This is a genomic window from Flavobacterium sp., assembly GCF_024642105.1.
In the GTDB taxonomy this organism is placed as follows: domain Bacteria; phylum Bacteroidota; class Bacteroidia; order Flavobacteriales; family Flavobacteriaceae; genus Flavobacterium.
The window spans coordinates 111,699-128,067 of the sequence record NZ_JAHEBT010000001.1 but is presented as its reverse complement, the minus strand read 5'-3'; the positions used below and the strand labels follow the sequence as shown (position 1 = coordinate 128,067).

12 protein-coding genes are annotated in these 16,369 nt (G+C 33.6%); 4 read left to right on the top strand and 8 right to left on the bottom strand.

Features of this window, described 5'->3' with window-relative positions; all coding sequences use genetic code 11:
• Window positions 1-55: 55 nt before the first annotated feature.
• Complete coding sequence (gene menD, locus Q0L65_RS00640; RefSeq protein WP_296682332.1) at window positions 56-1,711, bottom strand: 2-succinyl-5-enolpyruvyl-6-hydroxy-3-cyclohexene-1-carboxylic-acid synthase; 1,656 nt, start codon at window positions 1,709-1,711, stop codon at window positions 56-58.
• Window positions 1,712-1,849: 138 nt separating this feature from the next.
• On the opposite strand from menD, the gene Q0L65_RS00635 reads away from it, so the two are divergent.
• The 3 genes from Q0L65_RS00635 to Q0L65_RS00625 are packed head-to-tail and all read left to right on the top strand — an operon-like array spanning window position 1,850 to window position 4,550.
• Window positions 1,850-3,076 (top strand): thioredoxin fold domain-containing protein, encoded by a 1,227-nt coding sequence (locus Q0L65_RS00635; RefSeq protein ID WP_296682330.1) that lies wholly within the window; start codon window positions 1,850-1,852, stop codon window positions 3,074-3,076.
• Window positions 3,076-3,573, top strand: coding sequence for an N-acetyltransferase family protein (locus Q0L65_RS00630; protein ID WP_296682329.1), 498 nt, complete (start codon window positions 3,076-3,078; stop codon window positions 3,571-3,573). Before Q0L65_RS00635 ends, Q0L65_RS00630 begins: the two co-directional genes overlap by 1 nt.
• Before the next feature lie 32 nt (window positions 3,574-3,605).
• The gene (locus Q0L65_RS00625) at window positions 3,606-4,550 is read left to right on the top strand and encodes a tRNA-dihydrouridine synthase family protein (RefSeq protein WP_296682327.1); all 945 of its coding nucleotides are present in this window, start codon (window positions 3,606-3,608) and stop codon (window positions 4,548-4,550) included.
• A 63-nt stretch (window positions 4,551-4,613) separates the two neighbouring features.
• On the opposite strand, the gene Q0L65_RS00620 is transcribed toward Q0L65_RS00625, so the two are convergent.
• The 6 genes from Q0L65_RS00620 to Q0L65_RS00595 form a co-directional block, all read right to left on the bottom strand.
• Window positions 4,614-5,129, bottom strand: coding sequence for a glutathione peroxidase (locus Q0L65_RS00620; RefSeq protein ID WP_296682519.1), 516 nt, complete (start codon window positions 5,127-5,129; stop codon window positions 4,614-4,616).
• A gap of 142 nt (window positions 5,130-5,271) precedes the next feature.
• On the bottom strand, window positions 5,272-5,778 hold the full coding sequence (locus Q0L65_RS00615; protein ID WP_296682326.1) for a hypothetical protein: 507 nt from the start codon (window positions 5,776-5,778) through the stop codon (window positions 5,272-5,274).
• An 11-nt stretch (window positions 5,779-5,789) separates the two neighbouring features.
• Window positions 5,790-7,277, bottom strand: a complete 1,488-nt coding sequence (locus Q0L65_RS00610) for an SUMF1/EgtB/PvdO family nonheme iron enzyme (protein ID WP_296682324.1) — start codon at window positions 7,275-7,277, stop codon at window positions 5,790-5,792.
• 46 nt (window positions 7,278-7,323) lie between these two features.
• Window positions 7,324-10,497, bottom strand: coding sequence for a hypothetical protein (locus Q0L65_RS00605; protein ID WP_296682322.1), 3,174 nt, complete (start codon window positions 10,495-10,497; stop codon window positions 7,324-7,326).
• A 5-nt stretch (window positions 10,498-10,502) separates the two neighbouring features.
• Complete coding sequence (locus Q0L65_RS00600; RefSeq protein ID WP_296682321.1) at window positions 10,503-11,120, bottom strand: hypothetical protein; 618 nt, start codon at window positions 11,118-11,120, stop codon at window positions 10,503-10,505.
• Window positions 11,117-11,596, bottom strand: a complete 480-nt coding sequence (locus Q0L65_RS00595; RefSeq protein WP_296682320.1) for a T9SS type A sorting domain-containing protein — start codon at window positions 11,594-11,596, stop codon at window positions 11,117-11,119. The genes Q0L65_RS00600 and Q0L65_RS00595 overlap by 4 nt, the downstream gene beginning before the upstream one ends.
• A gap of 342 nt (window positions 11,597-11,938) precedes the next feature.
• Here Q0L65_RS00595 and Q0L65_RS00590 point away from each other — a divergent pair, with 342 nt between their 5' ends.
• Window positions 11,939-13,114, top strand: coding sequence for an AraC family transcriptional regulator (locus Q0L65_RS00590; protein WP_296682319.1), 1,176 nt, complete (start codon window positions 11,939-11,941; stop codon window positions 13,112-13,114).
• A 55-nt stretch (window positions 13,115-13,169) separates the two neighbouring features.
• Here Q0L65_RS00590 and ccsA read toward each other — a convergent pair whose 3' ends face one another.
• The gene (gene ccsA, locus Q0L65_RS00585; RefSeq protein ID WP_296682318.1) at window positions 13,170-16,349 is read right to left on the bottom strand and encodes a cytochrome c biogenesis protein CcsA; all 3,180 of its coding nucleotides are present in this window, start codon (window positions 16,347-16,349) and stop codon (window positions 13,170-13,172) included.
• Window positions 16,350-16,369: the final 20 nt, after the last annotated feature.

The following is a 16,369-nucleotide window of genomic DNA, read 5'->3' as shown; positions in this document are numbered from 1 at the left end:
TAGATTCCGAAATAAATTCGGAATGACAAAACATTTAATTTCCTTACTGCTTTTTCTATACTAAATTCTTAAAATAATTCAGCAAAATGGTATCGTTTTCACGAGTTGGAGTGAATATTTCTAATAGAGCTGGTTGGTCATTGATAGCAAATAAACGAGTTAACGCTTTATCTACACTATTTTCATCGCTTGCTGTGGTGTAATCGAAACCATACATTTTAGCTAAATGTTCTGCCGTCAGACAATGGGAAGTTTCAAAAAAAGTATTAAAAACTGGCGTTTCTTGATGACCTGGGAGAATTCTAAAAATTCCTCCTCCTCCATTATTGATTAGAATAATTTTGAAGTTCTTCGGAATATAATTGTTCCAAAGCGCATTGGTATCATACAAAAAACCAACATCTCCAGTGATAAAAGTAGTCTGTTTTTGATTGGCTACAGCCGCTCCAATAGCCGTTGAAGTAGCGCCATCTATCCCACTCGTCCCTCGATTACAATACACTTCAATAGACGCATCTATTGGAATTAATTGTGCATATCGAATCGCTGAACTATTACTGATTTGCAATTGGCTATTTTTAGGTAATTGAGGAATTAGTTGTTCAAAAACTTTAAAATCTGAAAAAGGAATAGTTGACAAATAATTGTCGTGTTTTGCCTTTCTGATTTGCTTAACGTGATCCAATCGCTGTGTATAATCACTTGCAATTGCTTTTGTCAGCGGAATAAATTGATTGAAAAACACTTGCGGATTAACTTCAAAATGATGGCTCAACACGCCGAAAGTATCGTAAGCACGTAATGTATCAATATGCCAATGGTGTTTGGGTTGGTATTTTCGTAAAAAAGCTTTGATACGTTTAGAAACTATCATTCCGCCAAAAGTCACCAGTATTTCTGGTTGAAAATTCTCAAAATCCTCCGTAGTGAAAGGCGTAATTATCGTATCAATATTCGCAATAAAACTAGGATGATGTACATTAGAAGTTGTTTCGGTCAATACGACTATCGAAGAATCATTTGCTAAAAAATTGATATTTTCTTCATCAATAGCATCAGGTTCATTTACTCCAACTAATACCATTTTTCGGGAAGCTTGGTTCCAAATATCGGCGAATGAACTTAGTTCTCCAACAGTACTTGATTTTACTTTAGGTTGTGAAATATAAGACTGAACTGAAATCGATTCAACAGTTTCATACAAAGGTTCCTCAAAAGGCGCATTAATGTGCACTGGTCCTTTTTTGGCGAAAGCCGTATCCAAGGCTTCGTTAATTTTTACATCATTTTCTCGACTTGCTAATTCGTTTAAGTTAGCATTGTATAACGAATGATTTGCAAATACATTTTCCTGACGAATGGTTTGGCCATCGCCAATATCAATTTTAGATTGTGGACGGTCTGCAGAAAGCACTACTAAAGGGATTTGGCTATAAAAAGCTTCTGCAAAAGCGGGATAATAGTTCAATAATGCCGACCCCGAAGTACAAACTAAAGCTACTGGTTTTTTAGTTTGTTGCGCTATGCCTAAAGCAAAAAATCCCGCTGAACGCTCGTCAGCAATACTGTAACATTGAAAAGCAGGATTGGATGCAAAACCTATAGTTAAGGGCGCATTTCGAGAACCAGGTGAAATTATTATAGTGGTAATTCCTTTGGCTAAAAAAATCTCAAGGATACTTTGTGCTAAAGGTATTTTGGGGTATATCATGATTCTGAATACTTCTTTTAGAATAACTAGAAGCAAATTTACAATTGTAATTCTATTCTGTTAGTAAAAACCAGTATAAATTTGAGAGGAATTCTAAAAAACAAAATATATTTGCAACCAATATTTAAATACTACAGTATGAAGCCCCACTTTCGACACTTAATTTGTTCACTTCTATTATTTTTTACTTTTTCAATTCAAGCACAAGACTCTATTCGTTTTGATGAAAGTGGATTAGAATTGGTTATTCAGCGTGCCAAAACCGAAAACAAACCTATATTTTATATGGTATATGCCGATTGGTGTCCGCATTGTAAAAACATTAAAGCCACTACTTTGAAAGATTCCGAAGTGATTTCTTTTATGAATACCAATTACGTTTTTGCAGGATTGGATTTTGAAAAAGCAGGTTCTGAATCTTTCAAAAGCAAATACAATATCAAGACCTTCCCTACTTTTTTAGTTCTTGATACTAATGGAATAGAATTGGCTCGATTTACGGGTGAATTAAAAAAAGAAAAATTCCTTTCGGAAGCTAAAATAGCTTTAAATCCAAAACAACAATTACCCTATTTAAAAGCTGAATACGAGAAAGATAAGACCAACGGGGTCAATTGTATGCGTTATTTAATTGCTTTGAAAAAAGGAAACGACAGAAAAGAGTTAAACCCAATTGCTCACGACTACTTTGAAGGAGTTAAAGACGAGAAAATGGTTAGTGAGATTAATTGGAAAATATTTACTAATGGCGTTAGTGATATTGAATCCAGAGAATACAAATTTGTAAACGTGAATCAACAAGCCTTTGCAGCAATTACTTCTCAAAAAAGGGTAAATGACAAGTTTATTAACAGCGTTGTTGAGTTACTAAAACCTATTGTAAAAACAAGTGATACTGCTAATTACACTAAACAACGTGCTATTGCAAAAACGATAACAGCTCCTGTAATTGATTCGTTGTTATTCCAATACGATTTAGATCATTATGAAACCAATAAAGATTGGATAAAATATAAAAAAGTAGCGTCAGAAAACATTAAAAAATACGTTTGGAATAGTACTAAAGACATTAAAAATATTGTCTTGAATGTGATGCGAAATTCTATAGATGCACCAAGTTTAAACCAGTCCTTAAGTTGGATCAAACACTCTAATGAATTAGAGGAATCGTATGATGGAATCTTACTTGAAGCACGTGTACAAAGAAAACTAAACAATATTCCAGTTGCTATTGCTTTTACCAAAAAAGCCAAAGCATTTAGTACAAGCATGGGATGGGATGGTAAAGAAGCCGACAAACTACTTGCAGACCTTTTAGAAAGACAAAAAGTAGCAATTAAGCCAGCTCCAAAAACAAAAAAATAATGGCAATTACAATTCGGAATTATCAAAAATCAGACGCTATAGCAATACTTGATATTATTAATTATAATATTTTGAATGCTACAGCTTTGTACGATTACTCTATTCGAAGTTTAGCCCAACAAGAATCGATTTTAGAATCCAAAATACAAGCTGGATTTCCAGTGGTTGTAGCCGAAAATAATGGTGTAGTAGTTGGTTTCGGAATGTACTCCGAATTCCGATTTAGAGAGGCGTATAAATTCACTGTTGAGCATTCTGTTTATGTACAACAAAACAGTCAAGGATTAGGTATTGGAAAACTATTGTTAACTGAATTGATTCAATTAGCAAAAAAACAAGGATTACATACGATGATTGGCGTGATTGATGCCGAAAATCAAAATAGTATTGACTTCCATCATCAATTCGGATTTAAAACAGTCGGTGTTATCAAAGAGTCAGGGTTCAAATTTAATAGATGGTTGGATTCTGTATTTGTGCAACTCATTTTAGAATAAAACAATCGTATCTTTGTTCTCTAACAAATACTATGGATTTTACCCTACTCTCCTCTCCTTTACAAGGATTTACTGATTTTCGTTTTAGAAACGCCATCAATACTTATTTTGGCGGAATCGACACCTATTACTCGCCTTACATTCGATTGAATGGTAAAATGGTAATCAAATCGTCTTACGAAAGGGATTTATTACCTGAAAATAATGTAGGTTTAGAAGTGATTCCTCAAGTAATCACCAATGATGCAGATGAATTTTTATTTGTTGCCAAATACGTACGAGAATTAGGCTACAAAGAGTTAAATTGGAATTTAGGTTGCCCTTATCCAATGGTAACCAAATCAGGAATGGGTTCGGGCTTAATAAGCAATACCGAAAAAATCAACACTATTTTAGAAAGAGCGCATTCAGAATCGGATATTTTGGTTTCAATGAAAATGCGTTTGGGTTATGATACTACTGAAGAAATTCTGGATGTCTTACCCATTTTAGATAAATATCCCATAAAAAACATTGCTATTCACGCGCGTATTGGGAAGCAACTGTACAAAGGTGGGGTACATTTAGATGCTTTTCAGCAATGTATTGATAACACCAAGCACAAACTATATTATAACGGGGACATTACTTCGGTTACTAAATTTAAGGAAATGCAAGAGCGTTTCCCAAGTATTGATCATTGGATGATTGGTAGAGGATTAATTTCCGATCCTTTTTTACCGAGTATGATCAAACAAGACACTACAGAATATCCTGCCAATAAAATAGCGTTGTTTAGTGATTTTCACAATACTTTGTACCAAGGCTATAGCGAATCGCTTTCAGGACCTGCGCATATTTTGCTGAAGATGCATCATTTGTGGGAGTACTTTTCGGTTATCTTCTCTAATCCACATAAGGTGTTGAAGAGAATCAACAAAACAAAAAACATTCGGAATTACGAATTGGCAGTAAAAGAAATTTTAGCTGCTGAATAAAAATAAAAAAAGAGATTTTCAACTTATGAAAATCTCTTTTGTGTACTATTATAATTGAAAATTTTACCCTTTAACCCAATTGACAATTTTTTCATCTAATGGTTTGGTTCTAGGCGAAATTACTTTCTCCAACTCCCCATTTTCATTCAACAAGTATTTTTGAAAATTCCATTCCACTTCAGAATCTTGCAAACCGTTTTTAGATTGTTGCGTTAAAAACTGATACACCTCGCACATATCACTTCCTTTTACCGAAACTTTTGACATCATAGGAAAACTTACTCCGTAATTCAATTGACAAAATTGCGCAATCTCTTCATTAGTTCCTGGTTCTTGCGAAGCAAAATTATTGGCTGGAAATCCAACGATAACAAAACCTTTGTCTTTGTATGTTTTATACAAGGCTTCTAAATCTTTATACTGTGGGGTCAAACCACATTTAGAAGCAGTATTGACTACCATAATCTTCTTCCCTTTCAATGAGGCAAAATCAAAAGTATTACCAGATAAATCGGTCACTTTAAATTGATGAATGGATTGTTTGGTCATAGTTTCAGTAGAATTAGTAGTCGTTGCCATTGCATTTTGAGCTTTGTTTTGGCAACAAAAAAGAAATGCGATACAACAGGTTAGAGTAGCTAGTTTCATGATTTTGTTTTTTGTAAATATAACTAATAAAAAAATAAGCTGTCTCAATAGACAGCTTATTTTATGTTTAAAACTATTGACAAATAGTTTGAATTACTCTTTGTTGTTGGTCTCCAAAACCAAATCCTCCAATATATATAGACTCTACGGATGGAGGTGAACATAAAGATTGAATGATAACTACTTCACTAGTCCCTCGACCTTGACCTCCATAATAGATGGACTCAACAGGCACTGCAGCACAAATAGATTGTGAAAGTACGTTATCTTGACTACCATATCCTTCACCTCCATAATAAATTGACTCTACTAACTGAGGAGAACAAGCAGATTGAACAACTAAATTATTTTGTGATCCATATCCTTCACCTCCATAATAAATTGATTCTACTACGAAAGGACTACAAACCTGCTGCACACTAGTACTTTGTGCAGTACCATAGCCTTTTCCTCCGGAAAACATAGTAAAAATTTGATCTGGTTTAGAATTAATCAAACCTCTCATTGCAGGTAAATTAATTTGAGCTTGAACAAAATTAAGTCCAAAAAAAAGAAAGAATATAACGATTATTCTATTCATATCTAGCACGATTAATAAGAACGGACTCCTCTACCTCCTTGATAATGACCATAAGAATCAATATTAACCCAGTTCCTAGGAGATACCGCTTGCCAAACATCTTGCCAATTTGCACCTCCTCCTCTAACCGTGATTTTATTCGATATCCATTCCGGCATATCAGTAGATCCATTATTACTTGAATCACCATTTTCATACAAATTTCCATCTCCATTAGCAGTAGTAAATCCTGAAAAATCTACACTCCATCCTCCAATGCAAGATTCCCAAACGCCTCCTGTCATATCTAAAACTCCATAATAGGTTGCTCCAGCATGAATTCTATCAGAAGTTGCAGTAGCAAACATTCCAGTTCTAAATAAAGTGTCTATACCACAATTTGCTGGACCTAAACCTGATTTTCTATTATATTCTGTAGATTTCCCACGATCTACCATATCGAATTCCCTGAACATATCTGTAGATCCCCAAGCAAACTCATTAATCACTGGAGTATTAGGTCCTCTACACACTTTTTCATATTCAAATTCGGTCATTGGTCGAATGGCTGCCCAATCCAAAAAAGCAAAGAAATTTTTCATATTCAATACTACAGGTAGTCCTAAACCATCGGCATCTTCATCATACACTCCATCATTGTCAAAATCGTTAGCATATACAGCAGGAGAGATTTGAGTTACTGATTGTGCAGGAGTAGCAATTACAATATTTGCCGATCTGTTTCCACAAGGCCAACAATGAAACTGAGTTCCTGTAGCAGAAGTTGGTGGTGTTACATTAGGATTATAATCGCGTTGCATACGCAATTGTTGTTTGTACGTTAAAGTATTCAAAAACGCAACATATTGACCTGCTGTAATTTCATATTTCATACAATAAAAACGATTGTAACCCAAAGGAAAAGTAGCAGGTAAATTATTTGATGACCCTAAACTTTGCTTTTGATAATTGGAAGCTGCCCCCAAACCATTGGACTGAATAGTTGCATCAATTAATTTTGGATTATTGGTATTCCCATCTGTAAAAGCACGAAGATCAGATCTTCCATCTCCTATATAAAATTGTCCTTGAGGAATATTTACCATTTCTATTCCATAAACACCAATATTATCTGAACCTATGGCGGAAGCAAGTGTTAAAGTTACCGTGGCTTGATTTATATTCCCTAAACCAGCTGCATTTCTTCTAATAAAAACTCCCTTATTATCAGAAACAGCATCCACTTGAAGTTGGGATCCCGTCACGGTATGTCCTGAAGCGGCTAAATCAGCGTGTATCCATGGACTTGTTGCGCTACTAACACAAGTTTGTCTTTTTACAAAAACCCAAACTGCATCCCAATTTGAGGGGCCTGTGCTTACTTTCCAACTATTATCCCATTTAATTGTAAACGAAACTGTACTTCCATTAACTGTAGGAGTACCCATTATTAAGTTATTTGCTGAACTTTTAAAAGTTACTGCAACAAATAAAATCATTATTAGTATGCTTTTTTTCATAATCATCATATTATATTTTAGTTCTTATTTTAATTTTAAAATCAATTTATTGCATATCTCCCGCTGTCACCATGATATCTCCTCCAATACTTACAATTGTTGCGATAGCATAGTTACCTGCTGTTGCAGTATAATTATTTCTATTTTTCATTGTAACCCCCGAACCTCCTGTTAGATTGATTTTATTAGCATCGGCGCTTTTTTGTAAAATCATACAATTAAACCCTATTGGCAAGCCTGTAGCAAAAGTAATGGTGATAGGGTTAGATGGATTACATATTATTACCTTTCCTTTATATTGCTCTACATTAGTAACATCAATAGTAAAATCTGCTGTTATCTCATTACTAATCGCTGCATTAGCTGTTATAGAACCATAGGTATTCACATTAGTGACTCCAGTATCTCCTAATTGAATGGTGTTGCTAGTAGAAACAACAGCTCCTGACCCAATTGCAGTTGCATTAGTTAAATTTCCACTAGCCACTTCGGCTTGATAACCTAAAGTAGTAATTTTATTTCCTGTTGTATTACCTCTTAATGCTTCAGTTCCGATAGCAGTATTAAAGCTTCCAGATGTATTACTTGATAAGGCTTCTTTTCCTAAACCGGTATTAAAAGAACCTGTATTTGCTTGCAATGCAGCATTACCAATAGCTGTATTTAAGCCCCCTACCGCATTGTTTTGTAAGGCATCTTTACCAAATGCTGTATTATACACACCTGTAGTATTTGAAATTAAAGCATTAGCACCTACAGAAGTATTAGAAGGTTTTGCCCCAGCTCCCAATCCAACCTTGACACTATTTACAGTCAAATCATACGAACCTAAATTAACCGATCCCGTAGCTCCTGTATAAGGCACTAAACTAGTTAATGCTGTTGGACTTAAATAATCAGTTCCTACTACAGCAGCTGTAATCGAACCACTCCCATTTGATTTTAAAAGGCCATTGACTGTATTCAAATTATTAGAAGTTAATACATCGATATCAAAATAATCTAAAGCAAAAGTTCCACCTCCCATATTACTAGGATTGTATCCTATTGGGTGAAAAACTAATTTTCTAATTCCATTAAGGGCTACAGCAACATTTGAAAAACTAAATTGATTTAGTGAAGACACATTTACTGTAACTGTACCTATCAAAGTTCCAGATGCATTGTAACCTTTAAACTCTATTGAAGTGGCTGTAATTTGAAAATCACTTTTTAGATAAACTGATCTCAAGTTAAAATCTTGCGAACTCTGTAACGTGAAATCTTGTGATTCAGGAGCCATTATTGCATAACTTCCTTGGTAAGCCAATCCATTGTAATTACGTGTATTAGCCCAACCACTAGTTATAGTCCATTGAGAATTTAATTCTGTCCAATTTTGAGCACTAAAAACTCCAGTCTCAAAATTTAAATATCCTGCTGTTGTAGAAGACGAAGCTACAATATCGGAAGGAGTCAATGACTGCCAAGTTGGAGCAGTTGCAGCACCATTAGACCCAGTAGCGCTTAAAAACTTTTTTGTGGAAGAAACATTTCCTGAAATAAACCCAGTTGTACCTGCAGCGGTTTGATAGAGTACTTGGCCTACACTTCCACCACTTAGGTTAGAGGATTGAGTAGCAGATAGAGCATTCCCATTTAAAGTAGCGCTAATTGTACCAGCCGAAAAATTTCCATTTCCATCTCTTGCAACGATAGTACTAACGGTATTGGTATCCGTTGCGGCTGCCAATTTGTTTTTTTCGACAGTTGTATAATCATTGGTTGATAAATCCTTTCCCACTACCTTGTCAACTTTAGTACTCAAATTAGTTAAAGTTGCATAACTACTCAAATCTTGATCCCCTGTATTCACACCTGAAATAGATGCTAACTTAGTTTTCTCAACCGTTGTAAAGTCATTCGTAGATAAATCCTTTCCTACTACCTTGTCAACTTTCGTACTCAAATTAGTTAAAGTTGCATAACTACTCAAATCTTGGTCCCCTGTATTCACACCTGAAATAGCTGCTAACTTCGTTTTCTCAGCCGTTGTAAAGTCATTCGTAGATAAATCCTTTCCTACTACCTTGTCAACTTTAGTACTCAAATTAGTTAAAGTTGCATAACTACTCAAATCTTGATCCCCTGTATTCACACCCGAAATAGCTGCTAACTTCGTTTTCTCAGCTGTTGTAAAGTCATTCGTAGATAAATCCTTTCCAACTACCTTGTCAACTTTAGTACTCAAATTAGTTAAAGTTGCATAACTACTCAAATCTTGATCCCCTGTATTCAAACCTGAAATAGCTGCTAACTTCGTTTTTTCTGCAGTAGTAAAATCTTCTGTTGATAAATTCTTGCCTACTACTTTGTCTACTTTAGAATTTAAAGTGGTTTGTGTAGCAGTAGAGATAGGTTTGTTCAAATCACTTGTATTATCTATATTACCTAAACCTACCATTGCTTTTGTGATTCCTGAAACCGTTCCCGTAAAAATAGGATTGTTGATTGGAGCTTTTAAATTCAATGCTGTTTGTGTAGCTATAGAGATAGGTTTGTTTACATCTGAAGTATTGTCTACATTCCCTAAACCTACCATTCCTTGAGTAACCCCAGAAACCGTTCCTGTAAAAATAGGATTGTTGATTGGGGCTTTTAAATTCAATGCTGTTTGTGTAGCAGTAGAAATAGGTTTGTTTAAATCACTTGTATTGTCCACATTCTGCAATTGTAAGTTAGTTTTTGCACCAATTACAGTTGTAGCGTTAGTTCCTCCGTGAGCGATTCCCACAATTCCTGATACAGATGCCGCACTATCAGCTACTAAAGCAAATGGGACATAAGTTAACAATTGATTGCTAATTTCTTCAAATGTCGAACAAGCACCAGATTGATCTAAACTTACTTTTAAATATTTCTTAGAATTCGACCAAACTATGGAGTTAAATGAACTAGCATAACCTCCTGTTTGGGTTCCGTTTCCAATAATTAAATTTACCATCCCAAAATCATCAGTAGTAATTGTAACTTTTTCTTGATATTCTGTTTGGCTACTCTCATCAATAACACTAAACTGCAAACAAATGGCTTTGTTTACTAAAGGTGAATTAGGATTTTGAATTCCTGGAATTGATTCACCACTAGCGCTATAAATAACTGCTTGATAGGTAATTCCATTATTTTGAGCAAATGTCACTACAGACATTAAAAAGCAAATTAAGAGTAATATTTTTCTCATAATGATTAATTATTAACATTAAAATGAAGACCAAAAACTATTTGATTTGAAGAAATAGTAAGATATTCTTTATTGGTTAAAGAAGGTTTGAAAGTAGTAGAGTGATTATACCCTATAGATAAATAGCCCAAATCTTTAATTCTATATTTGGCTTTAAATCCTAAATAAGGAATCAATTTTAAACCTGAAAATTCAGAATTATTAGTGATATCATACACGGCGCCATTTATTTCTTGTTTACCATAAATAATAGAAGAAAAATTCATCCCCACTATAGGAACTAGTTTAATATTTTTTATCTCGATGAATTCGTATTCAAATCCGGCTCTCAAACCTAAATACTTTGTATTCCATTTATACGAATTGGCTAATGTACCTGCTAAAGCACTATATTCATTAAGTCCTACACCAAAATCATACATCAACTTTTCTTTTCCCGAAGGCAATAAATAAGCTATTTCATAAAATGAACCTGAGCCAGATTGTAGCGGAGTTCCAACATAATTTTCTGGATTCTTTAAATTGTACTGAGTAAAATTGGTTCCTGTAGCAAAGGAAATTTCTTGCGATCTAGCAGTATAAAAAATCAGAAAAACAAATAGAATTAGTAGTTTTTGTTTCATTTGGTTTGTATTATTTGTGTTGAGTATTTGTAATTCGGTGCCGATAATTTTACTAGATATTCATTTTGAGAAAAATGAAGATTTTCTAAGGTTAGAACATCTTGAATCGCTTCTTTCTGGTCTTTGTAAACCAATCTGCCTAAAACATCATAAATACTAATCGTAATTAGTCCATTAATTGGTTTAGAAAATTGAAAATGAATTTGATCTACAAATGGATTCGGATACGTTGTTGTAGTAATTCCATTAGATAACGAAGTTGTTACTGATTTAGTAATAAGACTTTGTTGAAATCCTTGTCCTGCAACAATATTCGAAAATTTGTAATTTCCAATAACACTTTGTTGCCCAATGGTCTGATGAACTAAAGTACCTGTTGAAAGTAAGTTTGAACTCCCTTGCGAAGACAGCATCTGATGATGTAATTGCTGTCCATACATAGAAAATCCAAAAAATAAAAGTAGTAGTTGTTTCATATAGTGGGGATATTTAAAACAATAGTACGACACTCTTTTTTATCTGTAATTAGCCTCTTTAAGCAACCCTCTATTTTTAAAGATTTAGATAACAACTTTTAAGGTTTTAGTAAGTTGAAGTTAATGACAACATTACTTTTAAGGACAATGAAAAAAATTTTCATTGGGACTAATTTCACAACACATCAAACTGAAAAATCATATTCTGTTTATCAAACAATCCTTCTTGTCAATGAGAATTATATTAAACAAAGTAGTACATTTGTAACATTCCTGTAATCTAAATCAAAACTAGTCCCCCCTTAACTAGAGTAATAAATAGTTAATTTATTTCTATACTGAATGATTGAGAATTTAATAGTTTCATTTTCTGGACTTATAGGTTTTTTGACCATTTTTTTAATTCTATTACGATATCAATCGAATCGAATTACTAATATTTATTTGGTTATTATTTTCCTGATTATATCAACCCGAATGTTGTTGGTAGGTACTCTGAATATTGATAATAATCCTTTTATAATAGTGCTACTCAGTAAATACAACAACTTATCAATTGTAATTATTCCTTGTAGCTACTTATATTTTTCCAACTTAATAAAGGATCAAAAAGAAATTGAATTAAAGAATTTCAATCATTTTATAATTCCATTAGTCTTTAATATAATTGATTACATACTAGAGAATAAATATGTAAACATAACTAAGGTTGATTATTCTTACTACATCTTTTTTACAATTTATACGATTGTTTATTTTTTCCTTATTTTTAGGCTACTCAATACAAATATTTGGAATAGAAAAGGAGAAATTAGTATTGTTGTGAAGCAAAACCAATTAATTAAAAAATGGAGTATTTACTTTTTTTTATTTTTAGCGATTACTGCCCTACGATTAATTACTGTTTTACTTTGGGAAATAAATAATACCAAATATATTTTTGGGACAAGCTATCTATGGATTTCTGCTGTTTTTTGGCTGATTTTATATTTTAAAATTATTATTTCTCCTGAAATACTGTACGGCTATACTTTTTTAAATTCGAAAATAAATGAACAAAAAAAGAATGATAATCCAATCATTTCTTTTTGGACTAATTCTCCAATTTCAGCAATTAGTAATTCACAAGATATCCAACTAAATGGAAAAATTAAAAATTCTATTGAACAATATATGAGTGAAGTAGATCAATTTTCATTTCATAATCAAGCCTATCGAAATGCTAAATTTTCTCTAACTGATTTAGCCAATAAATTAAATATCCCTAAAAGTCATCTTACCTATCTATTCAAATACCATTCTAAAATATCTTTCCCTGAATATAAAAAAATAGTCCGTATTTATGATGGTTTAGAATTAATCAACTCAGGATATTTAGCAACCAATACTTACGATTCTTTAGCTAAGGAGATTGGTTTTACCTCTTACAACACTTTCTTTGTAAGCTTTAAAGATGTAACAGGATCAACTCCTCAGGAATTTCTTGTCAAAATATTGAAAAACAAACATTACGCTTAATTCCATAAAAAAAGGTTCAATTTAAATTGAACCTTTTTTGTATATAAATTTTCTATTATTTTTTATAATACTTTTTATACTTTGGATAAGTAACAGCTCCTAACAACGTAATCCCTCCTAGCGTTTCCCAAATCCAACTTAATGATTTTGCCTCTCCACTGGCATACGAATGCAAACCAACTAAGTGAAAGTTTACTCCATAATACGTAAATAAGATCGATACAAAAGCCAACATACTCATCAAGTTAAAAATCCACTTTCCTCTCAAAGCAGGTACAAATCGGGCATGAATTACAAACGCATAGACCATAATACTAATCAATGCCCAAGTTTCTTTTGGGTCCCACCCCCAATAACGTCCCCAACTTTCGTTAGCCCATTGTCCACCAAGGAAGTTTCCAATCGTCAACATAATCAACCCAATTGTCAATGCCATTTCGTTAATATAGGTCAGCTCCTGAATATTCAAATCCATTTTAGCTTTATTCTTCTCATTGGTAAACAAAATCAATATTAAAGAAACTAATCCTAGAATCATACCTAAAGCAAACGGACCATAACTAGCTACAATTACTGCCACGTGAATCATTAACCAATACGAATTGAGGACTGGTTGCAAATTAGCGATTTCAGGATCAATCCAATTCATATAAGCTGCCATTAAAATCATAGCCGTTACAAATGCAGATGAGGCTACCGTTAATTTTGATTTTCTATCGAAAGCCAAACCAAAGAACATAGTCGCCCAAGCCACATAAATAATTGATTCATATGCATTACTCCATGGTGCATGACCCGAAATTACCCAACGAGCAATTAACCCTAAAGTATGTAATCCAAAGAGCAATCCAATAGTGACATGCATCACATTAATACTTATATGTATTGCTTTTCTTGATTTATAAATATCTACAATACATAGCAATAGCATCAAAACAGCAGCTGCCAAATACCAATACGGCAAATTTTTGAAAACATCATATTTATTATAGGCAATCTCTAAATCAATTTTATCTTCCGAAGGCATCACCGTACTTCCAAATTTCTTTTGAAAACCTTTTAAACTTTCCAATAATTCATTAGCCGAGGTATAATCATTAGAAGTCGCCGCAGTATTTAAAGTTCCAAAATACAAAGGTAAAATACTCTTCGTATAAGTAGCATCCATGCCCTTCATACCTGATTCATTCAACTCCAAATATGAAATCCATTTGCTGTTGGGGTCATTGGGAATAGGAAAAATTTTCAAAATTCGACCACTTAATGCCGATTCCATCAAATTCACTTTTTTGTCTGTTTCAATAAAATCTTTTTCAAACTGATTGGGATTAGCACTTTTGAAAGACTCTTCTAAATAAGGTGTCAATTTGTAATTTCCTTTAGCATCAAAAAAAGAAATAAAAGGAGCAAACTTCGCTTTGGAATCTATCCCGATTACTTTACGAATACTGTCATTTCCTGCTTTGATATAAATAATGGGTACCTGAATCCAAGCACTGGCATACTGGGTCATCGACAAAAATGCTTGATCAGAATTCATTCCGTTGTAGGTATCTGCATGACTCACTTTTCGCAACAATTCAGAAGAAAAAGTATTAATTGGCTTCATTCGTCCACCGGCATCTTGAATAATCAAACGACCAAACTTTGCGGCATGCTCTTCTGATACTTTGTATTTTACAATCAAAGAATCGATTTCTTTTAGAGAGGGCATTTTTTGACTAGTCCCCGAATGACTATGGACTGCTGTTGCCTCGTGCGTATGATGCTGTTCTTGAGACCAACCATTCCAACTGAACATCAAAATCAAAAGCATCAGCAAATTTGCTTTCTTCGATTTCACCACTTCTAATTTTCGTTTCAAATCGGCAAAACGAGAATGTTTCGTAAACAAAATGGCCATCATAGCAATATACAAAAGGAAGTATCCTAAATAAGTGATATTGGTTCCCCAAAAATCATGGTTAACAGATAACACGGTTCCTTTTTCATCAGGATCAAAAGACGATTGAAAGAAACGAAAGCCTTTGTAATCCAAAACGTGATTCATATAAATTTGAGCATCAAATGTTTCTGTTGTGTCTTTAACTGTCACCTGACTTTCAAAAGCCGAATAACTTTTCTCTGTTCCAGGGTATTTTTTAGCAATAAAATCATTCAATTTAATAGTAAAAGGCAATTCATAGGTTTTGCTTCCAAAAAAGAAAGAATAGTCTTTGTTACCAATTTTTACTGTTTGTGGTTCGCCCGTTTTTCCTTTCGAACCTAAAATTGTTACCTCTTTTTCTTGTCCTTCGGCTTTCAACTTAATCACTAAAGCATCTTCGTGATTTTTGGCTTTAAAATCATTACTAGATTCATACGCAATAACTCCTCGAGTGGGAACATCTGGAAAAACAAATCGCTTTTCGCCAATAGAATACAACGAACGCATCATTAAGGGTTGTACAATGTCTTTTTCAACTTTGCCTTGCAACTTATCCGCCATTCGCATAAAATTTCCCTCAAAAGGAGTTTGAATGGTAGGCGCTGCTCCTGTAGTATTGATATTGATAGCTCCTGCTGTAGGTTTATTCAATGCAAATAACACGTTGTGAATATTCTGCACTTCGCCTTCTTTTAAAAAATGTTCTTCTCGACCACCCGCACCAGCTTCTACTAATTTCAAATACAAAGTTCCTTTGGCATCTGGAGTAATTTTTTGTTTGGCACCCATAATATAATTAGAGTACTCTATTTTGAAGGGACTGTCGGCAAATTCGCCAGAAAGTGTAAAATTATTATTGGCAACCGGAGAAAGTAATAACGGCTTCTCAAACACACGTCTTTTCATTTCGCCTTTGTACTCCCCATCTACAAAAACAGTCAAAAAGGTTTTATCTGAATATACTTTATTTTCTGTTGCGCCTTCGCGAATAGGCATCACCCCTTCATAACTTATGTAACGGGTAATAAAAGCGCCTAAAAGAATAAAAACGAATGCCAAATGCAATAACAAAGTAGCCCATTTTTCTTTTTTCAACAATTGGTAACGCTTTATATTTCCAATGAAATTAATCATAAAAAATACCATTATTACTTCAAACCACCAAGCGTTATATATCCATATACGAGCAGTATCTGTATTGTATTTACTTTCAATAAAAGTCCCTGCTCCCATCGCCACAGCAAAAACTATAAAAAGAACCGCCATCAAGCGGGTAGAAAACAAAATTGAGCTTATTTTTTTATCCATTAGTAAGGAATTATATTTTT